Origin of the sequence: Psychrobacter sp. DD43 (assembly GCF_904846555.1) — a bacterium.
Classification (GTDB): Bacteria; Pseudomonadota; Gammaproteobacteria; order Pseudomonadales; family Moraxellaceae; genus Psychrobacter; species Psychrobacter cryohalolentis.
Window position 1 is genome coordinate 1 of the sequence record NZ_CAJHBE010000019.1, and the last position, 21,329, is coordinate 21,329.

The 21,329-nt window shown below is 41.9% G+C and carries 21 protein-coding genes; 9 read left to right on the forward strand and 12 right to left on the reverse strand.

Annotated features, from left to right (window positions below; all coding sequences use genetic code 11):
* Positions 1-261 precede the first annotated feature (261 nt).
* Positions 262-900, reverse strand: a complete 639-nt coding sequence (locus JMX89_RS10165; RefSeq protein ID WP_020443230.1) for a TetR/AcrR family transcriptional regulator — start codon at positions 898-900, stop codon at positions 262-264.
* A 276-nt stretch (positions 901-1,176) separates the two neighbouring features.
* Between JMX89_RS10165 and JMX89_RS10170 the strand changes: the two genes are divergently transcribed.
* Positions 1,177-2,667, forward strand: a complete 1,491-nt coding sequence (locus JMX89_RS10170; protein WP_201532371.1) for an aldehyde dehydrogenase family protein — start codon at positions 1,177-1,179, stop codon at positions 2,665-2,667.
* Between the two features lie 82 nt (positions 2,668-2,749).
* On the opposite strand, the gene JMX89_RS10175 is transcribed toward JMX89_RS10170, so the two are convergent.
* Positions 2,750-2,989: a hypothetical protein gene (locus tag JMX89_RS10175; protein WP_201532370.1), complete on the reverse strand. Its 240-nt coding sequence runs from the start codon at positions 2,987-2,989 to the stop codon at positions 2,750-2,752.
* 203 nt (positions 2,990-3,192) lie between these two features.
* On the opposite strand from JMX89_RS10175, the gene JMX89_RS10180 reads away from it, so the two are divergent.
* From JMX89_RS10180 to JMX89_RS10195, 4 genes are all read left to right on the forward strand, one after another.
* Entirely contained in the window at positions 3,193-5,394 is a 2,202-nt protein-coding gene (locus JMX89_RS10180; protein WP_201532369.1) for an ATP-dependent helicase, read from the forward strand.
* Between the two features lie 238 nt (positions 5,395-5,632).
* Positions 5,633-6,880: an NAD(P)/FAD-dependent oxidoreductase gene (locus JMX89_RS10185; protein ID WP_201532368.1), complete on the forward strand. Its 1,248-nt coding sequence runs from the start codon at positions 5,633-5,635 to the stop codon at positions 6,878-6,880.
* Between the two features lie 42 nt (positions 6,881-6,922).
* Complete coding sequence (locus tag JMX89_RS10190) at positions 6,923-7,261, forward strand: RidA family protein (protein ID WP_201532367.1); 339 nt, start codon at positions 6,923-6,925, stop codon at positions 7,259-7,261.
* Between the two features lie 157 nt (positions 7,262-7,418).
* Positions 7,419-7,847, forward strand: a complete 429-nt coding sequence (locus tag JMX89_RS10195; RefSeq protein WP_201532366.1) for a tetratricopeptide repeat protein — start codon at positions 7,419-7,421, stop codon at positions 7,845-7,847.
* Between the two features lie 101 nt (positions 7,848-7,948).
* Here JMX89_RS10195 and JMX89_RS10200 read toward each other — a convergent pair whose 3' ends face one another.
* Positions 7,949-8,773 carry an enoyl-CoA hydratase gene (locus JMX89_RS10200; RefSeq protein WP_201532365.1) on the reverse strand — a complete coding sequence of 275 codons (825 nt, stop codon included), beginning with the start codon at positions 8,771-8,773 and terminating at the stop codon, positions 7,949-7,951.
* Positions 8,774-8,985: 212 nt separating this feature from the next.
* The gene (locus tag JMX89_RS10205) at positions 8,986-9,486 is read right to left on the reverse strand and encodes a lactoylglutathione lyase family protein (RefSeq protein ID WP_201532364.1); all 501 of its coding nucleotides are present in this window, start codon (positions 9,484-9,486) and stop codon (positions 8,986-8,988) included.
* A gap of 92 nt (positions 9,487-9,578) precedes the next feature.
* On the opposite strand from JMX89_RS10205, the gene JMX89_RS10210 reads away from it, so the two are divergent.
* Positions 9,579-10,448, forward strand: a complete 870-nt coding sequence (locus tag JMX89_RS10210; protein WP_201551470.1) for a LysR family transcriptional regulator — start codon at positions 9,579-9,581, stop codon at positions 10,446-10,448.
* A 38-nt stretch (positions 10,449-10,486) separates the two neighbouring features.
* Here JMX89_RS10210 and JMX89_RS10215 read toward each other — a convergent pair whose 3' ends face one another.
* Both JMX89_RS10215 and JMX89_RS10220 read right to left on the reverse strand, forming a co-directional pair.
* The gene (locus JMX89_RS10215; protein WP_201551472.1) at positions 10,487-11,623 is read right to left on the reverse strand and encodes a glycerate kinase; all 1,137 of its coding nucleotides are present in this window, start codon (positions 11,621-11,623) and stop codon (positions 10,487-10,489) included.
* A gap of 20 nt (positions 11,624-11,643) precedes the next feature.
* Entirely contained in the window at positions 11,644-13,002 is a 1,359-nt protein-coding gene (locus tag JMX89_RS10220) for a GntP family permease (protein ID WP_201551474.1), read from the reverse strand.
* Between the two features lie 231 nt (positions 13,003-13,233).
* Here JMX89_RS10220 and cobT point away from each other — a divergent pair, with 231 nt between their 5' ends.
* From cobT to JMX89_RS10235, 3 genes are read left to right on the forward strand one after another with little or no spacing between them, the layout of a single operon-like run.
* A complete protein-coding gene (gene cobT / locus JMX89_RS10225; protein ID WP_201532360.1) occupies positions 13,234-14,277 on the forward strand; it encodes a nicotinate-nucleotide--dimethylbenzimidazole phosphoribosyltransferase in 1,044 nt (347 codons plus the stop codon).
* Complete coding sequence (locus tag JMX89_RS10230) at positions 14,277-15,110, forward strand: adenosylcobinamide-GDP ribazoletransferase (RefSeq protein WP_201532359.1); 834 nt, start codon at positions 14,277-14,279, stop codon at positions 15,108-15,110. Before cobT ends, JMX89_RS10230 begins: the two co-directional genes overlap by 1 nt.
* A gap of 43 nt (positions 15,111-15,153) precedes the next feature.
* On the forward strand, positions 15,154-15,705 hold the full coding sequence (locus tag JMX89_RS10235; RefSeq protein ID WP_149492519.1) for a histidine phosphatase family protein: 552 nt from the start codon (positions 15,154-15,156) through the stop codon (positions 15,703-15,705).
* 42 nt (positions 15,706-15,747) lie between these two features.
* Here the strand turns inward: JMX89_RS10235 and JMX89_RS10240 are convergent, their stop codons facing one another.
* The 6 genes from JMX89_RS10240 to ppsA all read right to left on the reverse strand — a co-directional run bounded on the left by JMX89_RS10240 (position 15,748) and on the right by ppsA (position 21,243).
* Entirely contained in the window at positions 15,748-16,017 is a 270-nt protein-coding gene (locus tag JMX89_RS10240) for a hypothetical protein (protein WP_201532358.1), read from the reverse strand.
* A 221-nt stretch (positions 16,018-16,238) separates the two neighbouring features.
* Positions 16,239-16,751 carry a 50S ribosomal protein L9 gene (rplI, locus tag JMX89_RS10245; protein WP_011513369.1) on the reverse strand — a complete coding sequence of 171 codons (513 nt, stop codon included), beginning with the start codon at positions 16,749-16,751 and terminating at the stop codon, positions 16,239-16,241.
* A gap of 20 nt (positions 16,752-16,771) precedes the next feature.
* Positions 16,772-17,002, reverse strand: a complete 231-nt coding sequence (gene rpsR / locus JMX89_RS10250) for a 30S ribosomal protein S18 (RefSeq protein WP_010198808.1) — start codon at positions 17,000-17,002, stop codon at positions 16,772-16,774.
* A gap of 16 nt (positions 17,003-17,018) precedes the next feature.
* The gene (gene rpsF, locus JMX89_RS10255; protein WP_011513370.1) at positions 17,019-17,414 is read right to left on the reverse strand and encodes a 30S ribosomal protein S6; all 396 of its coding nucleotides are present in this window, start codon (positions 17,412-17,414) and stop codon (positions 17,019-17,021) included.
* A 290-nt stretch (positions 17,415-17,704) separates the two neighbouring features.
* On the reverse strand, positions 17,705-18,703 hold the full coding sequence (locus tag JMX89_RS10260; protein ID WP_201532357.1) for an RDD family protein: 999 nt from the start codon (positions 18,701-18,703) through the stop codon (positions 17,705-17,707).
* 155 nt (positions 18,704-18,858) lie between these two features.
* Positions 18,859-21,243 carry a phosphoenolpyruvate synthase gene (gene ppsA, locus JMX89_RS10265; protein WP_133104133.1) on the reverse strand — a complete coding sequence of 795 codons (2,385 nt, stop codon included), beginning with the start codon at positions 21,241-21,243 and terminating at the stop codon, positions 18,859-18,861.
* Positions 21,244-21,329: the final 86 nt, after the last annotated feature.

The window sequence follows — 21,329 nt, forward strand, 5'->3', positions numbered from 1 at the left end:
AGTCACTCAAATAGCATGAATTATGTCCATTAGCGACTACCTTCTACTTTTTAGCATGAATTTTGTCCATTACACCAGTTAATCGAATTATTCAGTTGGACTTTTAATAGTAGTAATTAATATTTTTCCTAAGACAAAATATTAATAAGATATCCTTGTTCAACACTAGTTCATGGTAAGTTAAACAAGGAGGAGTAAGACAGAAAGATAGACAAAACGAGAGCTACAGAATGTAAAGAGATCGTTTATAAAATGAAAAAACTAGCGACCCATAGCGGTAGTGGTCATCAGCCATACTTCTGCTAATGGGGTATCCGTTTGACTAATTTTGGTCACTAAGCTGGCACCAAGCCATGCAAAATACCAACGTTTTGCCATACTCTCAGCCGCTACGTTAGCGGGATGAGGCACAGAACCGTCTGCCCAGCCGGCTTTGATTTGAGTTGCAAGCCATGTAATCGTTTGCTGATAGCCCGCATATAGGACTTTACGCATTGGCTCCGACATATCTGACACTTCAGCGCTAAGCTTTACCACCAAACATTTCTCATGAGCGCAGCCGCTTTGCTGCGTGTCATACCAGTTTTGGAAATAGTCATACAATTTCTGCTGGGCACTAACGTCTTGTGAACCAATAGTATCAAGGCGCTGCTTATACTGGGTAAAGTAGTGGCTGATAATCGCCTCGCCAAAGGCTTCTTTTGACGCAAAATAATGATAAAAAGAGCCTTTGGGCACGCCTGCCGTATCTAATATTTGTTTAATACCAACTGCGGTAAAGCCTTTTTGTGCGATGAGCTTATAGCCCGTCGTTAACAGATGGTCTCTGGTGTTCGATAATGCAATATTAGATAGCGAACTATCTGGTTGAGTATGTTTTATAGCATTGGGTATAGACATGTGACTTATGTTCTCCTTAGAGAGACTAATTATTTAAGATGGTTTAACAAATTTATAAGTATTAATTGGCAAGTTACGTTTGTTCAACAAACAACAGGTTTAAAAGATTCTAATTTTTATAGCGTTTATGTTAGCATTAGACCAGTCGTCTATCAAGTTACGTTTGTTATTGTATGCTGCTATTGCTTATTAAACGTGTTACGGAATCTGATAGACGGCCATGATACGTTATAGCCACACTCTAATAATATTATTAAATAAAAAATAGGAACAATTATGTCAATAGAAACTAAAAATACGCAGGTAAATGTTTATACAGATTTTCATTTGCAATATATATCAGGCGAATGGAAAAAGGGTGATGACGATAGTATCAATACTAATACCAATCCGTTTAACGGTGAAACCTTGGTTGAGATTCAACAAGCAACGGATAAACAACTTGATGAAGCTTATCAAGCTGCCAGTGAAGCGCAAAAACAGTGGGCAAAGCAAACTCCGAACGAACGTGCTGCTATCCTTTATAAAGTAGTTAGTATCTTTGATCAGCGTCAAGATGAGATTGTCGATTGGCTCATTAAAGAGTCGGGCAGTACCCGTATTAAGGCGATGGTCGAGTTTAGCAGTGCGCGGGCGATTACCCTTGAAGCCGCAAGTTTCCCTAATCGGGTGCATGGTGAGATTCGCCCGTCGAACACACCGGGTAAAGAAAACTTTATCTATCGTGAACCGATGGGTGTGATTGCCGTGATTAGCCCATGGAACTTCCCATTACATCTAACCCAGCGCTCTATTGCGCCAGCATTGGCACTAGGGAATGCCGTAGTGTTAAAGCCTGCTAGTGATACACCGATTACTGGTGGGTTGCTGCTTGCAAAAATATTTGAAGAAGCCGGTTTGCCAAAAGGATTACTAAACGTCGTCGTTGGTAGCGGTAGTGAAATTGGCGATGCGATGGTCACCCATCATGTTCCGAGTTTGGTTTCCTTCACCGGTTCAACCTCTGTAGGTAAGCATATCGGTGAGTTGGCAAATGGCGGCGACTATATCAAGCAAGTGGCGCTAGAGCTAGGTGGTAACAGCCCATTTGTGGTGCTAAAAGACGCTGATATTGAGCAAGCCGTAAAAGCTGCTGCCTTTGGTAAATTCTTGCATCAAGGTCAGATCTGTATTGCGATTAACCGTATCATTGTCGAAGATGATATTTATGACGATTTCGTTACGCGTTTTGTGGCACACGTTAAGACCTTGAATGTTGGCGATCCTAGCAAAATTGATACGGCAGTCGGTCCGATTATCAATGAAAAACAAGTTGAGTCGCTAAAAGAAAAAATCGCTAAAGCGCAAGATGAAGGCGCAAAAATGCTATTAAGTGGTGAGATAAAAGGTCAAGTGGTGCCACCGCATGTCTTTAGTGAAGTAACGCGTGAGATGGACTTGTCGTGTAATGAAGTATTTGGTCCTTTGGTTGGTATTATTCGTGCCAAAGATGAAGACGATGCGCTGTCGATTGCTAATGACTCTATGTATGGCTTATCGAGTGCAGTGTTTACCCAAGATATGGCAAAAGGCTTGCGCTTTGCTCGTGATATCAAAGCTGGCATGACCCATATTAATGATATCTCAGTGAATGATGAAAGCAACGCGCCATTTGGCGGTGAGAAAAACTCGGGTATCGGACGCTTTAATGGGGAATGGATACTAGAAGAGTTTACTACCTTGCATTGGATTTCAGTGCAGCATACGCCGCGCGATTATCCTTTCTAAATAATTTGGATTAAATTTTTACTATAAAAAAAGACTGCCTTCGGGCGGTCTTTTTTTATAAAATCAGGATGATTTTATTTTTTTATTTAACATGAAAGCCTAGCAATCCCTGTATTTCTTCAATAGTCATATGTCTGATAAGCGCTTGTTCCTCAACGGTTAGGCGATTCGTATGTTCTTTTAACATGCTATAAAGACTGCGTGCAATCTCAGATGTCGTGGCATAATACATCTGCGGTTCTTCTTTGGTCAGTTTTATCAAAAATTTATCAATTAATTTGCGTTTGTGAGTAGCAGCGTTTTCTTCGGTTTTTTCAGTCATGATATTCTCCTAGGGATAAATCATTTAAGCAGTCGGCTTACTTATAGTCAATGAGTGTATTGAAAGTGGTGAAGCGTCAAGTAGGGTTGAATCTATCTGTAAGCTGCCCTAGATTGTCTTACTTATCTAAGACAGCCCCTAAAATTATTATCTTACTTTATAATGAATGGCACGCTAAACCATATCAAAGGTAATATCCTATAATGACCACGACCATTTTTGCTACCCACCATTATAATTATCCGCAAAATTTTATCGAGATGAAACCCAAGATTACGCGGCTTGAACAGGCCATTAAGAAGCTTGAAGCCAATTTGATAAATGCGGATACTGAGGTATTAGCGCAAAGGCTTGCCAGTCATTTAGGGTTTCAAGTAGATTATGCCAGTGAGCTTAATGGCAATCAGCTATTGGCCGCCACGACTATTGAGGGTAAGGTATTGGTGATAGCCGGTGCCGGTTCTGGCAAAACCAAAACTCTGACTTATAGAACCAGTTACTTGATAGAAAACGGCGTGTCGCCAAAAGAGATTTTACTATTAACCTTTACTCGTAAAGCAGCCAACGAAATCAAAGGTCGTGCTAGAGCTTTGCTAGCAAGCACACCATCTTTTGCCCAAAGGTTAAATAAGGATTTGGTAGAAGATAAATTGCCAAAAAATAAAGCCCTGAATGACATTACCAGTGGCACTTTTCACTCTTTTTGTAATATGCTATTGCGTCAATACTCAGGTCTGCTTGGTATTAATCCGAGATTTACCATTCTAGATACAGGCGACAGTGAAGACGCTATCGATTTAATTCATAAGGAAAAAAAGTATCCGACCAAAATAACCAATCAGGCATTTCCGCGCAAAAAAACGTTGCAAAACATCTTTTCAACCTCTAGAAATCGCCGTATTCATATCCGAGGTTTAATCGAAAACAGCTATCCTGATATTGCCGTGCATATTCCTGTTATTGAGCAATTGGCCATTGACTTTCATGAGTACAAGCGTGTCAATCATTTATACGATTTTGATGACATCATTAGCCAAGTGGTGCGTCATTTAAAGACTAATGATACCTTTCGCCAACTGCTACAAAAGCAATATCGTTATGTCATGGTTGATGAATATCAAGACACCAATATTCCGCAAAAAGAGCTGATTGACCTCATCTGTGCGCCTACGTCAGTGTCGCTAATGGTCGTTGGTGATGACAACCAAAGTATTTATGCCTTTCGCGGCGCCAATTATGAAAATATTTTATTATTCGGAGAGGGTTACCCTGAAGCCAAGCTGATTAAACTTGAGCAAAACTATCGTAGTACGCCAGCAGTGCTTGATTATATCAATGCTCTGTCTGCTCAGATCACCTTGGGTTACCAAAAGCAGCTGTACTCTGGTGTTTCTATAGAAGGCGTAAAGCCAGTATTTCGCCGACTTAGCGATGAAAGCAAAGAAGCAAAGTATATTGCTGATAGAATTATCGAATTAAAAACAGACTATGATTATCAAGACTTTGCGGTATTGTGCCGAACCTCCTTTCAATCTAACTACGTTCAGCTAGAATTTATGGAACGTAATATCCCGTTTATCGTGGTGGGCGGTATTCGTTTTATTGAACGGCGCCACATTAAAGACGTCTTAGCATTTGCCAAGATACTTTATAACCCAAATGACACCATTGCATGGCACCGTATTTTGACCTTATTCAAAGGGGTAGGGTCAGTGACTGCCACACGCTTGACCCAAGCAATCAATGCCGACAACAATTCCTTTGAGCCGTTATTAACCACAAAGTTTGCCAAAAAAAGCACCCAACTTGAGCCACTTTATCAGATGCTAAGTAAATCCAGCCAAGCAGAGTCGGTCGAAGCCATTATTGAGCTAATTCTAGATTTTTATATGCCCGTTTTAAAAATCAATGAAGACAATTGGCGCGAGCGTAGCGAAGACTTCCGTGTGCTCAAAAATCTAGCGTTAGAGCATGATAGCCTAGATAAATTTTTAGAAAATCTGGCACTTGATCCACCTAATGACTCGGTTGCCACTGCAGGTGAGCCTGAAAAAGGCGAAGAAGGTATCGACAAAAATAGGGACAAAGTGACCATTTCGACCATTCATAGTGCCAAAGGACTTGAGTGGCCGGTGGTATTTGTTAACTCTTTAGTAGATGGTATGACGCCACATTACCGCTCGCTCAGTGATTTTGAAGAGTTGGAAGAGGAGCGTAAGCTGTTTTATGTCGCCTGTAGTCGCGCTAAGAGCAGGCTGTTTTTAACGGCGCCAGACTATTTTTCGAGCTATTCAGGTTATTTTGATAAAGTGTCACGGTTTATTGCTGAAATACCTTCCGATAAGATAACAGTTGTAACGGTCAAACGGCCCTTAGAAGAGAGTGATGATCCGGTTTGGTGGTGATAAAAAACGCTATAAAAGCTGGCAAAATAGCTTAAAAAATGACTTTTGTTTTATAGTTGGCTATCATTATTCCTATCAAAAATACCTTAGATAAAATAGTATAACGGAAAGTATGGAATAGTAAAAATATTTATTAGATAAGGGTTTAAAATGTTTCTCAATGCGTTACTATGACTACCTTGTCCGTTATATTCATCTATTCGACACTCTGTATCAAAGCCATAAAAAGGGATATGTTATGCGTCATGAAGTTATCGTTATCGGTGCAGGTATGGTTGGCACATCGGTTGCTTGGCATCTACAAAAAAACAATGCTGAAGTTTTGCTTATAGACAAAAAGTTACCAGGCTCAGAGACTTCATACGGCAATGCTGGCTTGATTCAGCGCGAGGCGATTCATACGCATCCGTTTCCGCGCCAGCTGACTGAGATGATACGTGTATTGCCGAACCAAGGTACTGATATTCGCTATCGTATACCAGCTATTCTTCGTTATCATCAAGCGCTGCTGCAATACTGGAAATATTCTACACCTGCTTCAGTCAAAAAAATCGAAGGCGAGTGGCAAACACTGATTGAGCATTGCACAAGTGAACATCAAACCATGATTAGCGCTTCTGGTGCAGACGAGCTCATTACGCGCGATGGCTGGTTGCAATTACATCGCTCTGAAGATACCTTTAAAGAAGCCATTGCGCTCGCTATTGATGCACGCAATCAAGGTGTTGAGCACAATGTACTGACGGTAGACGAATTAAAAGTCATGGAGCCTAGCGCCAATTTTGACGAGTTCGTCGGCGCAATTCATTGGTTGAATTCTTGGCAGGTCTCAAACCCAAGCTTTCTTGTTAAAGCCTATGCAAAAAACTTCCAAGAAATGGGCGGAGTAATTAAAGAGACTGGCGTTCAAGAAATCGTACAAGAAGATGGCGGCTGGAAAGTTATCACCGATACCGATACCTTTTATAGTGATAAGTTAGTCATCGCAGCAGGACCTTGGTCTAATGATCTCATCAAGCCGCTTGGTTATGATTTACCATTATTCCCGATGCGTGGCTATCATCAGCATTTTAAAGTCAATGAAAAAAACACTATCCATCACAGTATGTTTGACATGGATAAAGGTTTTGTCATGGGACCGATGCAGCAAGGTATCCGTATTACTACCGGTGCGGAAATGACTACCATGAATGCGCCAAAGAATTTTGGACAGTTAAAGACCGTGCTCAAGCTGGCGCGAAAAATATTGCCATTAGAAGATGCAGTTGAGAGCGAAGCATGGGCGGGCTCACGTCCTTGTATGCCAGATATGAAGCCAGTTATTGGTCCTGCAAGCAACCATGAAAAATTGTGGTTTGCCTTTGGTCATAGTCATCAAGGTTTCACATTAGGACCGATGACCGGTCGTCTGGTTGAAGAGATGATTCATGAAAAGCCGCTACTGGTCAACATTGAGCCATTTAGTGCCAATCGCTTTTCTCAATAACGCACGTAGCCTGTAAATACACATCTATAAGGATAAAGAGTAATGAAAAAGTTTCATAGCAGTGAGCGCATGAGTAAGATTGTGGTGCACAACAAAACTGTTTATCTATGTGGTCAAGTGGGTAACGCTGAAGATGATATCAAAGCCCAAACCTTAACTTGCCTAGAGAAGATCGAAAGCTTGTTGCAAGAAGTTGGTAGTGACAAATCAAAGCTATTAATGGCGACCGTCTGGGTGAAGAGCATGTCGGATTTTGCGGCAATGAATGAAGTGTGGGACAAGTGGTTTGAAGGTGTACAACCACCAGCCCGTGCTTGCGGTGAATCTGCGTTGGCACGTCCTGAGCTATTGGTTGAGATTACAGCTATCGCTGCTGAATAAATACCAGTACCTGCTGCTTAAAACTGAATAATGATGAGAGGGCGTGATATGACTATCACGCCCTTTTTAATGAGTAACGTATGCAAATAGTCTATAATTAACCTCGTTGACAGTATTGACAGTTATCTGATGAGCAGCAAAAAAAGGTTATAAAAAAATGATTAATAATAAAATTTATCACTCAATTTATGTGTTGGCAGAAAAGCTATTAGAAGCAGACAGTACCAATGATAAAGAGACATTTGATACGCTGTATGTACAGCTAAAAGACTTGTGCATTGAAAATGAGAAAGGCAATAAGGATCATCCAGAGCAGTGGGAGACATTGGCAGATTTTACGGAAGATTTGGATGAGGCATTAGTTATTTACCAAAAAGCCTTGGATAAAGCAGCAGCGATTCAATCAAAAGAGCATTTATCATCGATTGCCTTTTCAATGGCTGAGCTACAGAGCGAGCTTGGACAGACAGAGGCAGCGATTCAAAGCTTACAGAGTGCTAAAATTACTGCCAGTAAGCTCGACGATAAAGCATTCAAAAGTGAGATAAATAAGATGCTTGCCAGATTATTAGCTGAGCAATCTTAGTTATTGCCATTTCTTATTTAAAAAACGCCTTTGTTATTTAAAAAAGTGGCGCTGCCAACGCCAACAGAGACATTTTGCATTATAGAATAACTCTATTGTTCTTATCGTCCTGTCCATATGGCAGAACGCTTTTCGATAAAGGCGTCAATCCCTTCACTTACATCATCCGCCATCATATTGCAGCTCATCACCTCGCTGGCATACTCGTAAGCATCTGCCAATTCCATATCCAGTTGCTTATAAAACATTGTTTTGCCAGTTTTAAGAGCGACTGAAGATTTATTGGTAATAGCGTCTATCAGAGACTGTAGCATCTGGTCTAATTGCTCAGCGCTTGCCACACGATTGATCAGTCCCTGCTGTAGTGCAGTGTGGGCATCTATAAATTCACCAGTAATCAGCATCTCAAATGCTTGCTTGCGAGATAGGTTGCGACTGACTGCCACCGCAGGGGTAGAGCAAAATAACCCTACATTGATACCAGAGGTGGCAAATTTGGCATTGTCTGAGGCAACAGCTAAATCACAGGCTGCGACCAGTTGACAACCAGCAGCGGTAGCGATGCCTTGTACTTTGGCAATGACAACTTGCGGCATTTGATTGATGGTAAGCATCATCTGACTACATTGCTCAAATAAAGCGCGCTGAAATGCTTCATCTGGATTGGTACGCATCTCTTTTAGATTATGACCAGCACAAAATGCCTTGCCATTTGCGGCAATCACCAGCACTTGTATGGTTTTGTCTTGGGCAATATTATCCAGCTCCGCTTGCATAGCAGCTAGCAACTCAACAGATAAAGCATTGAATTGTTTGGAACTGTTAAGTGTCAAAGTTACAACACTGCCTGAATTTTTTCTAATAACCAATGGCTCATTGGTGTTCGTCGAGGGAGTCACTGATTGAATGGGGTTAAATTGGGTCATTTATCGTCCTTGATAATGGGTATTTAAACTTAGTGTAAAAGCGCAAAAGCTAATTAAATAATAACCCAAATAGTAGCATGCTTAATTAGTTAAGCAATATCTCTGTGATACTGAATATAGCCCATATAAAAATAGCGCCCTTATCATATAAGAGCGCTATTTTTATGTTTTAAAGGCAATCGTTTCAAAGCGTTAATTACTGTTAGCGCCCTTTAGTAAGCGCCTTCACTGTAAATCAGCTCATAGCTATGGCTGTATATCTCAACGATATTGCCAAACGGATCTTCCATATAAATCATACGATATGGCTTTTCTCCAGGGTAGTAATAACGAGGTTTTTCCATCCGCTTTTTACCCCCTGCGGCAACCATACGTTCGGCTAGCTCTTCCACATTAGGATCTTGAACACAGAAATGGAAGATACCTGTTTTCCAGTATTCAAAGTTATTGTCAGGGTCTTCTTGATTTTTGAATTCAAAAATCTCTACACCAATACGGTCGCCAGTCGATAAATGAGCGATACGAAAACTGCCCCAACCTGCACCAAAGACTTCGGTACACATCTCACCAATAGCACTGTCATCTTCAGTAATTTCAGTCGGCTTCATTATGGTATACCAACCCATCACTTCAGTATAAAATTTGACAGCGGCATCGAGGTCAGGTACTGAAAGACCAATATGTGAAAAGCTTCTTGGATAAACATTATTCATGGTTTGTACTCCTTTTTAATATGGGAGTAGTTTACAAAGTTATGTATATTACGTAAAATTATCATTTATTATAAAGATAAGTATGTATTGTAATGATAAATATCACATGGTTACGTACTTTTTGTACCTTGGTTGAAATTGGACATTTTACTCATACTGCCGAGCGTCTATATATGACGCAGTCAGGGGTTAGTCAACATATACGTAAGCTAGAGAGTCAGTTAGAGATTGACTTGCTGATTCGTCAAGGTAAACAGTTTTCATTGACAGATGCAGGTGAGCAGTTGTATCGAGAGGCAGAAGACATCTTGCAGCGCCTATCACGTTTAGAGCAGCGTATCGGTGACGATCCGTATTATGAGGGATTGGTGCGAATTATGTCGCCTGGCAGCGTTGGTTTAAAGCTGTATCCGCAGCTGTTAACATTACAAGAGCAGCATCCACAGCTGGTGATTGATTACCGTTTTGCCCCCAATACAGATATAGAGCAGGCGCTCTCCAAGCATGAGATTGATATAGGTTTTATGACAACTATCTCGGATGATGAGACGGTCAGCTGCAAGCCGGTGGCTCAAGAAGCGCTACTACTGGTGACACCAGTCACGATGATGGAGCTAAGCTGGGAAGCACTTACCAAGCTTGGATTTATTGATCATCCTGATGGCGCACATCATGCCAGTTTGCTGTTGAGCGCCAATTATCCTGAATTTGGACACATCAATGACTTTATTAAAAAAGGCTTTTCCAATCAGATAGGTATGATTTTAGAGCCGGTAAGTAGGGGGCTTGGATTTACCGTATTACCAGCGCACGCAGTTGCCGCGTATCCAAACCCGCAGCTGCTTAAATGTCATCAGCTGCCAGTCTCAGTTAGTGAAACCCTGTACTTTGCTGTACGCCGCCAGCAGGTACTGCCAAATAGGATGCAAACCGTCCTCAATGAGGTGAAAAAATGGCTATAACAGCGTCTAATAGAGTATCTTAAGTAGCCGTATAAAGCCTACTTGATACTTTGACCTAGTTTTATTGCCGCAGCAATATTGGTGGCAGTGATTTCAACATTATGATAAGCATTTTCAAAGATATTCTCGATGGACTCTAGCTTTTGGATACTGGGCATAATGACATCAAACTGACTGGTCTGAGCCGATTCTAGTCCATCAACACTGCCACAAATCGCAATCACTGGCGTATGGCGGGCTTTGGCAATGTGGCTAATGCCGCCAGCTACTTTACCCATGGCAGACTGAGCGTCAAGCTTGCCTTCACCAGTAATGACCAAATCTGCATCGGCAATGTGCTGTGATAAGTTGGTAACTTTTGCCACTGTATCAAAACCTGACTTTAACTCAGCTTGGCAAAAGCTCATTAACGCATAGCCAAGACCACCTGCTGCGCCAGCACCCGCTATCTCTTGATAATTCTGATAGCCATGTTGCTCACATACACTTGCAAAATGATTCAATGCTTGGTCCAAATCATTGACTTGCTGTAGGCTAGCGCCTTTTTGAGGACCAAATATTGCACTGGCACCCAATTCGCCACATAAAGGGTTGGTGACATCACAGGCTACTTCAAACACTGTCTGTAACACGCTAGTATGGAAGCTTGTCGCATCTAATCGTTGCAAGTTGGCAAGCGCGCCGCCGCCTTGGGCTAGCATATTGTCATCACTATCATGAAACTTCATGCCAAGTGCGGTTAGCATACCAAGTCCTGCATCATTGGTGGCACTACCACCAAGACCGATAATAATACGTTTGACACCTTCCCTTAAAGCATCTGCAATCAGCTCGCCAACGCCATAGCTGCTGGCGATGACTGGATTGCGCTCTGCCACAGTCAAGAGATGTAAACCACAAGCTTGAGCAACTTCGATGACCGCAGTTGCATCAGGCAGTAATAAATATTTTGCGCTAATCGGTCGCATTAAAGGGTCATGGACGCGCACTTCTTTCCAGCGGCCACCTAGCACGTAAGACAATACTGCAGAAGTCCCTTCACCGCCATCTGCCATAGGTAGCAGTTTATAGTCAGCATCTGGAAACACTTGGCTGAAGCCAGATTGAATGGCGCGGCAAACATCCAGTGCTTCTAAGCTTTCTTTAAATGAGTCGGGAGCAATTAAAATTTTCATGAATGTCTCTTTAAATCTCTTTAAATAAATACCAAGGTTAATAACCAAATAAAGATGATACTGGTCACGCCTTGAATACCAGTCGCCATAGAATGGGCTTTATAAGCCTGTGCCACACTCATACGACTAAACTGGCTAACAATCCAAAAAAAGCTGTCATTAGCGTGTGAGATAGTCATTGCGCCTGCACCAATTGCCATCACGCAAAATACGCGACCAAGCTCACTATCAAGACCTATTTGACCCAATAGTGGTGCGACCATCGCAGAGGTGGTCACCAAGGCAACAGTAGTTGAGCCTTGTGCTGTTTTTAATGCGGCAGAAACGATAAATGGCATAAAAATACCAAGCCCCAAGGCAGATAAAGTCGTTCCTAAATAATCGCCAATTGGTGTGACCTTTAGCATAGCGCCAAACGCGCCGCCAGCGCCAGTGATTAAGAGAATAGGCGCTGCGACCACCAAGCCTTGAGAGATACTATCGCTGATTTGCTGTGTTTTTTGTTCAGTATTGATGAGTAAAAATGATAAAAACAAACCAATCAGTAGGGCTGTCAATGGATTGCCAATAAATATCAAGATATCTGTTATGGTGCTTGTACCAAATGGCGTACTAGGTAAGTTAGCAACAGACGACAAGCAAATCAAGACGATAGGCACGATAATAGGTAAAAATGCCATGGTTGCCGACGGTAGCTTACTATAGTCGTCGCGAGTTTTCATGTTTTCTGGCACAGTCGCAGCTGGCGCGTCGAGTGCATCAATATTGTCAGGAGTGGCATTCAGGAAGCGATTGGACCATAACCAACCGGCAAGTACTGCAACAGTTGTCACAACTACACCGACCATGATGACCAAGCCCAAATTTGACTCAAGTCCCAAGTTTCCTGCTGCTGCAATTGGACCGGGTGTCGGTGGTACAAAGGTATGAGTGGCATATAAGCCAGTTGCTAAGGCAATACTCATCGCCACGCTTGATACTTTTAAGCGCTCAGCCAAAGACTCTTTTAACGAGTTTAAAATAATATAGCCTGAATCGCAAAACACTGGTACAGATACCACGGCACCTACGATAGACATCGTCAAAGTAGGGAAGCGTGGTCCCAAGACTTTAATGACTGTCTCTGCCATCACAATGGCGGCACCTGTTTTTTCAAGGATTAAGCCGATAATGGTACCAAATACAATGACCAGACCGATATACCCTAAGATACCGCCAAAGCCATCAGAGATAGTTTTGGCGACCGTATTAAGCGGTACTTGGTAAAACAGTGCGACCAAGAAGGCAGATAATATCAATACTAAAAAAGGATGCCACTTGAGTTTTGCGGTGGCAAAAATAATAAAAAGAATGGTCAGCACCAGCCAAAATACGATCATCACTATCTCTATATAGTTGTTAATGTCTTATGAAAAATTATGAGGCTCATGCAGCGTGCACTTCATAAAGCATCAATAGTCATATGAATTTTTAAAGGGGCATATTCTATAGTAAATCTACGTTGCTAGGAAATCTATTCGGCTCATATTTGATTTTATTCATGGTAAAGCTGAGATACTCTGCTAGTATGTGGGTTTTGTTTGACATGTACCAGATTTAGGATACTTCCTTTGAACATATTTAATGCCCCGATAATTCCCAATATCGAAAATAATTTGCTACGCCAGCAGCTAGAGCAAATCATTGACCAGAAGACCAAACCAATTGGCGCACTTGGACGTTTAGAGACGCTCGCTCTGCAGTTAGGTATGATTCAAGGCACAATTATGCCAAAGATTGAGCAACCTCAAATTCGAGTATTTGCCGCCGATCATGGTTTAACCAAGCATGGCACGTCTGCGTATCCTAGTGCAGTCACTGCACAGATGGTTTATAACTTTTTGCAAGGCGGCGCTGCCATCAATGTCTTAGCACGTCAGCATAATATTGAGCTAAAAGTAGTCGATGCTGGGGTAGATGCGGATTTTGATGCTCATCCGCAACTGCTAGATTATAAAATTCGACATGGTAGCCGTGATGCACTAACAGAAGCTGCGATGACACAAGTAGAATGTTTAGCTGCGTTAGAAAGCGGTATGAACGTGGTTAAGAACATGGCGGGTAATCTATTGATTGTCGGTGAAATGGGCATCGGTAATACCTCAGCGGCAAGTCTTTTGCTAGCGAGACTTGGCGACTTGTCTATTGCTGATTGTATCGGTCGCGGTACAGGACTCGATGATGCAGGCTTGCAGCATAAGGCAAATATCTTAACGCAAGTATTAGAGCGTCACAGTGAAGTACAAGCGCCGTTCGATGTGCTTGCTGCATTAGGCGGGCTTGAGATTGCTATGATGGCAGGCGCGCTGATGCAGGCTGCCAGTGAACGTCGTATTTTGTTAATCGATGGTTTTATTGCTAGTAGCGCATTATTGGTCGCTGAGCGTTTAGAGCCGGGCGTTGCTCAATATGCTATCTTTGCTCATCACTCAGTTGAACCAGGGCACGCGCATTTATTAAAACTGCTGAATGCTAAGCCATTACTTGATATGGGTATGCGCTTAGGCGAGGGTAGTGGTGCGGCATTAGCGTATCCACTATTACAATCTGCCTGTGCCATTATCAATGAGATGGCAAGTTTTAGTGATGCTGGTATCAGTGAGCAAAGCAAGTGATGCAAAGTTCATCCTCAAAGCTGTCTGTATTGCAGCGCCTTCGTTATGAAGCCCGATTGATATTGGTTGCTGTTCAGTTTTTAACCCGTATATCCGTCCCGTCTTTTAGCCATTATGATCCGCAGTGGCTGCACCAAAGCAGCCGTTATTTTCCAGCGGTAGGCTTACTGATAGGTTTGCTTTGTGCTGGCGTGTTTTGGCTTAGCAGTCTCTTATTCATACCGCTAGTTGCGGCAGTGATAAGTACGGCTTTTGGTATCAAGTTAACAGGTGCTTTTCATGAAGATGGACTTGCCGATAGTTGCGATGGGCTAGGTGGCGGACTCACTCGCGAGCGCACTTTAGAGATTATGAAAGACTCACGCCTAGGCACGTATGGCGTATTAGGTTTGGTCTCAGCGCTATTGCTTAAAATCAGCTTACTTACTGCGATGCCAATACCCGTTGCTATCGTTGCACTCATTATTGGGCATACTGCGTCACGTTTATTTTGTATTAGTTTACTGACGCTATTGCCTTATGGCGGAGAGATTGAACATGCCAAAGCAAAACCGATGGCACAGCAGCTGACACCATTACAAGCTATATATAGCAGTGGTTGGCTAATATTGGCTATTACTTTGGTCACACTGGTTTTCCCTAATACCATGCAACAGATTGGTATTTGGCAATGGTTATTGGCTTTATTGCTAGGCATAGGCGCGACAGATTATATGCGGCGCTTATTACATAGACGTTTAGATGGTTATACGGGTGATGGCTTAGGAGCCACGCAGCAGCTTAGCGAAATTGCTATTTATATTGGACTGGCCGCTTCATTGCCCTTAATTTAAGCCAAAGCGTTAAAAATGATGCTAAGAAAGGATACTCGCACTCATGATTATGTATATTTGGCGTCATCCAAAACCAGTTACGGCTGGTGGTCTCTGTATTGGACAGACAGATGTAGAGGTCGATAAACGTAAACTAAAACGCCTTGCCAATAAAATACAGCGCTTTGTACGTCTACAACAATTACCAAAAGTGATTTGGGTTAGCCCCTTACAGCGTTCACTAAAGGTCGGGGAAATATTGGCACAGCGCGGTTTTGAGTGTCGAGTCGCACCTGAATTGGCTGAGATTCATTTCGGTGATTGGGATGGTCAGTCTTGGAAACAGATTGAGAAACAACAAATTGATGAATGGTGCAATAATTTTGCCCACTTTGCGCCTGATCATGGTGAAAATTTGCAACAGCTGTTTAATCGAGCGGAGAGCTGGTTGGATAAAATTGCAGTTGAGCAAAAAGATCATCCAGTATTAGCCATCGGTCATGCTGGTTGGATCAATGCCGCTAAGATGATCGCGACTGGTCAAGAGGTACCAAACCTTGCAATTAACTGGCCACACTCTGTAGGATATTTATCCTGTAGTCGTATTGATATTTAACCAAAAAAAATGGTCATTATAATGACCGTTTTTAATATTTAATTATAGTTTAAAAGTGTTGAAATGCGACTGACAGTCATTTGATAGATCATTAATCTTCTCAAAACATGCTCTCTCAGTTTCTGCTATAGCCGAATCAAAGCTCACATAAATGCCTTTGTCATCTAAGGTCGCATACCAATGGTCAGTATTATTATCGGTTAATATTTGGAAGTATTTATTATTAACGATTCTACCAACCTTATAAGTTTTGCCTTCGGTATAAAAGTCATTGCCTTGAGTACATCGTAAAGTGTCATCAGTATTTATCATGGTATCCTAGATTTCATTCATAAAATAGATATCGTCAGCATAGTGACTAGTAGGATTAGAATACAACAGACGTTATCAATAGTCTTTTGTCATTGCGTATACAGTGTTTATTGTCTGTATCAGTACTAATATAAATAACGAAGTCCAAATCCAACACAAAAAAAACCAGCAACCTAAAGTTGCTGGTTTTTTATTGCGACTAAAACTCAGTATGCTAAAGATTACTCTTCAGAATAGTCTTCGTTTTCGTCTGCAGCGTTGTCTTCGTCTAAATCTTCGTTGTCGCCATCTTCAGAAAGAATGGTAACTAGAATAGTAGCCGTAACGTCATGATGTAGTTGAATATCAACATTATATTCACCAATTTGACGCAAAGTGCCCTCAGGCAGCTTGATTTCAGCACGGTCAACTTCTAGACCTGAGTTAGTCAATGCTTCAGCGATATCGCGTGTACCGATAGAGCCGAATAGCTTGCCTTCGTCACCTGATTTAGCGCGCATGATAACATTAACGTCAGTTAATGCGTCAGCACGTTCTTGAGCAACCGCTACTTCTTTTGCTTCTTCAGCTTCAAGTTCAGCACGACGTGCTTCGAACTTTTCAATGTTAGCTTTAGTAGCAGGTAGTGCTTTACCCAAAGGGATAAGAAAGTTACGTCCGTAACCTGGTTTTACATCGACAGTTTCACCGAGTTTGCCAAGGTTGACGATACGCTGTAACAAAATAATTTGCATGAGTCATTCCTAGTTAACGGTTAACCCTGATGGTTATCAGTGTATGGAAGTAGCGATAAATAACGAGCTTGCTTGATAGCAGTCGCTAGTTGACGCTGATATTTAGTAGACGTACCGGTAATACGGCTTGGTACGATTTTGCCATTATCACTGATATACTGTTTTAGCAATTCAACATCTTTATAATCGATGTGAGTGATACCTTCAGCAGTGAAACGGCAGAATTTGCGACGGCGATAAAAACGTGCCATGATTATGCTCCTTTAATTAGTCATCACTGTGGTTGTCGTTGTCATCATTACTGTCTGGACGACGAGTAGTAGCTTTGCGTGCGCGTTTTTCATCGGCATTCTTGGCTAACTGCGACTCTTCAGTGACAGCATCATCACGGCGCATAACTAGACTACGAATGATCGCGTCGTTATAACGGAATAATTCTTCAAGTTCAGCTAAAGTCTCGCCGTCAGTTTCAATGTTGAAAAGAACGTAATGAGCTTTGTGAATCTTGTTAATTGGGTAAGCAAGTTGACGACGACCCCAATCTTCTAGACGATGGATAGTGCCGTTGTTGTCTTGAACCAACTTGATATAGCGTTCAACCATGCCGACCACTTGGTCGCTTTGGTCTGGGTGTACAAGTAACACCAGTTCGTAATGTCGCATTATGACTCCTTACGGATTAGTAGCTATTAACCCTATGTTAATAGCAAGGAGATTTATAAGGTAAGCTCAAATCCTACCCATTATTATAAATAATTAACAGAGAATAAGCTTAGTTTATAAAGCGCCGTATTATAACAGTAGTCACTGATGAACACAAAGGTTAATCAATGCGCAACTGTTAATAAAAATTATTAATCGAATACCTTGTTTCTTTATCAATAAAAAAGCAACGCTGATACGTTGCTTTCTATGACAAACATAAGAGATATTATTTATAGTCAAAAATAGGATTATTTTATTTTTGGCTCTTTTATCAATTGACTGCTATCTGCTTTAACTACCAAAGTTTTGGCCAATTTGTCGTGCCAACCAATGTTTTCAGGGCTTTTAGACGCCATATAATAATGAATGGCGACAATAACGAAACCCAAAAAGCTGGTAAACGAGAACAATAAGTTATAAATGATAAACAGCAAAAAGGTACGCATACCAATAAGCTTTAAAAATGATGGTAGACGATGGGTGGTTTGATCAACCACGCGAATACCTGTAATCATTTTGCCCAGTGATTGACCACGCAAAATGATAAATAACAATTGCAAGGCAAACAAACCAAAGACCATGACCTGCGAGATCATCAACGTGCTACTAGGCAAGCTTTCCATCAACGTCACTGAGTACTGATAAGCAGCGTCCATATCTTGGATATTTTGGAACTTGGTATAATCGACATCCATCTTGGTCAACGCCATGACTAGTGGAAAAATAGCCAATAAATACAGTAAAGCATTCAGCGCCGTTGCCAATATCCGTGACATGATAGGAGCCAGTATCACATTACCCACTACTTTGCCTTTCGCTGAAGCAGCTTTGGTCGCGTTAGACTTATTTAATGACACGTTGTTATTTGGCGTGTGATGACGATTGGTTGTCATATCTGCTTTGGTGTTTTTAGCCGTGTCTTTTGAACGTTCAGGCTTGCCATATAAACGATCTAGCGACACCGATTGTTTGTCTTTATTGGTATCTGCTGCATCGTCTTCTGGGAAGATAGTAACGTTGTTGATGATAGAATCATTGACCTCAGGCATCGCTACATGAGTTGGGCGATAAAAGGCTTGATTATTAGTTAAGTTACCCACGCGCTGCCACTGATCTAAGCCGTCATGCCAGACCAAATCATCTAATAGCACTTCACCAGAGGTGAGCATAATATTGAGCTGATCCAAAGTGTAGGGACCGGCTTGTACGTTATTTCGAGCAAGGAAAATCTGCATAATTGCCTGCATAGTTAGTCATGTCTTAAGTCACTGTTTTAAAAAACTGCTTTTCAGTCACTATTGATCATACATTATATTAGGGTCTATTTGAAAAAATCAAATAGACCCTAGTAATTGTATCTTAAATGACGGTGTGAATTAACGTTGTGACGTAACGTTACAGCTTATTTCGCTTCTTCACCCGCTAAGAAGAACCAAGTATCTAGTACTGAGTCAGGGTTCAATGATACTGAGCTGATGCCTTGCTCCATGAGCCATAAAGCTAGATCTGGATGGTCTGATGGACCTTGACCACAGATACCGACATATTTGTTTTGCTTACGGCAAGCATCAATTGCCATTGACAACAGCTTTTTAACCGCAGGGTCACGCTCATCAAATAGATGTGAGACGATACCTGAGTCACGGTCAAGACCTAGAGTCAACTGAGTCAAATCGTTTGAACCGATTGAGAAACCGTCAAAATGCTCTAGGAACTCTTCTGCTAGTAAGCAGTTGGTTGGTAGCTCACACATCATAATAATGCGTAGACCGTTTTCACCACGTTTTAGACCGTTTTTCTCAAGCAATTCGATGACTTGTTTGGCTTCGCCGACGGTACGGACGAATGGAATCATAATCTCGACGTTGGTCAAGCCCATCTCGTCACGTACACGTTTCAGTGCTTTACACTCAAGCTCGAAGCAGTCACGGAAGTTATCAGACACATAACGACTGGCACCGCGGAAACCAAGCATTGGGTTTTCTTCTGATGGCTCGTATAACTTACCACCAAGCAGGTTAGCATATTCGTTTGACTTGAAATCTGACATACGAACGATCACTGGCTGATCCATAAAGGCGACAGCGAGCGTTGAGATACCTTCAACCAATTTGTCCACATAGAAGTCAACAGGTGAGGCATAACCAGCGATGCGCTCATTGATAGCTTGTGCAATTTCACGTGGCAAGCTGTTCATGTTTAGCAATGCTTTTGGATGCACGCCAATCATACGGTTAATGATAAATTCTAAACGTGCCAGACCAATACCTTCGTTTGGCATTTGCGTAAATGAGAAGGCACGATCTGGATTACCAACGTTCATCATGACTTTGAAGGCAAGCTCAGGCATAGATTCTACAGAGTTGGTCTGTACTTCAAAGTCGATTTGACTTTCATAAATGAAGCCAGTATCACCTTCAGCACAAGAAGCAGTCACATCTTGACCATCGACCAATAGCTCAGTGGCATTACCACAACCAACGATAGCAGGGACGCCTAGCTCACGAGCGATAATCGCTGCGTGACAAGTACGACCACCACGGTTAGTAATGATAGCAGAAGCACGCTTCATGACTGGTTCCCAATCCGGATCCGTCATGTCTGATACCAATACATCGCCTTCTTGTACTTTATCCATCTCATTTAGGTTACTAACGATACGGACTTTACCTGAACCGATACGTTGACCAATTGAGCGACCTTCACACAATACTTTAGCGTTAGTCGTATCGATGATATAACGTTCCATGACATTGCTGTCTTGGCGACTCTTAACCGTTTCAGGACGAGCCTGAACGATAAAGATTTCATTGGTGTCGCCGTCTTTTGCCCACTCGATATCCATTGCTTGACCATAATGCTTTTCAATGGTCATCGCTTGCTTGGCAAGTGACGTCAGCTCTTCCGTAGACAAAGAGAACTGCATGCGATCTTCTTTTTCAACATCAATGACTTTAACTGATTTGGTGGTACTACCTTCATCACCATAAATCATTTTCTTATGCTTGCTACCTAAGTTGCGACGGATAATCGCAGGTTTGCCGTTAGCAAGTAATTGCTTTGATACATAGAATTCATCAGGGTTTACGGCGCCCTGTACAACCATTTCACCTAGACCATAGCTTGAAGTGATAAAGACCACTTGATCAAAACCACTTTCGGTATCTAGTGTGAACATAACGCCTGCAGCGCCAGTTTCTGAGCGAACCATACGCTGTACAGCAGCAGATAGCGCTACGCCTTCGTGCTCAAAACCTTTGTGCACACGATAAGAGATAGCACGGTCATTATAAAGAGAAGCAAAAACTTCTTTAATCGCGATTAGGACGTTATCAATGCCGCGAATGTTCAAGAACGTTTCTTGTTGACCGGCAAATGAGGCGTCTGGCAAATCTTCAGCAGTAGCAGAAGAACGTACAGCAACCGCGATTTCTTTACCATCGCTCATTGCTTCGAATGAATCACGAACCGCTTGCTCAAGATCTTTTGGCAGTTCTTGCTCAATAATCCAAGTACGGATTTTTTTGCCAGTTTCAGCCAGTTTATTGACATCATTAACATCAAGTGTTTTAAGCTCGTTGTTAATTTTGTCAAGTAAGCCTGTTTCTGTTAGAAACTGGTAAAAAGCATTTGAAGTTGTGGCAAAGCCGCCTGGAACACTAACGCCCAAATCAGATAGATGGCTGATCATTTCACCAAGTGAAGCGTTTTTGCCACCGACCATTTCAATGTCGTCTTTTCCTAACTGATCAAGGTTAATTACAAGTGCTGTAGATTGCGCTGCCATGATAACTCCAGAAAATAAGGTTATTTAGTAAAGATTATAATGGTCGATTATACCCCTATATTTTGAGAAATTCGAGAGCTTGAAGC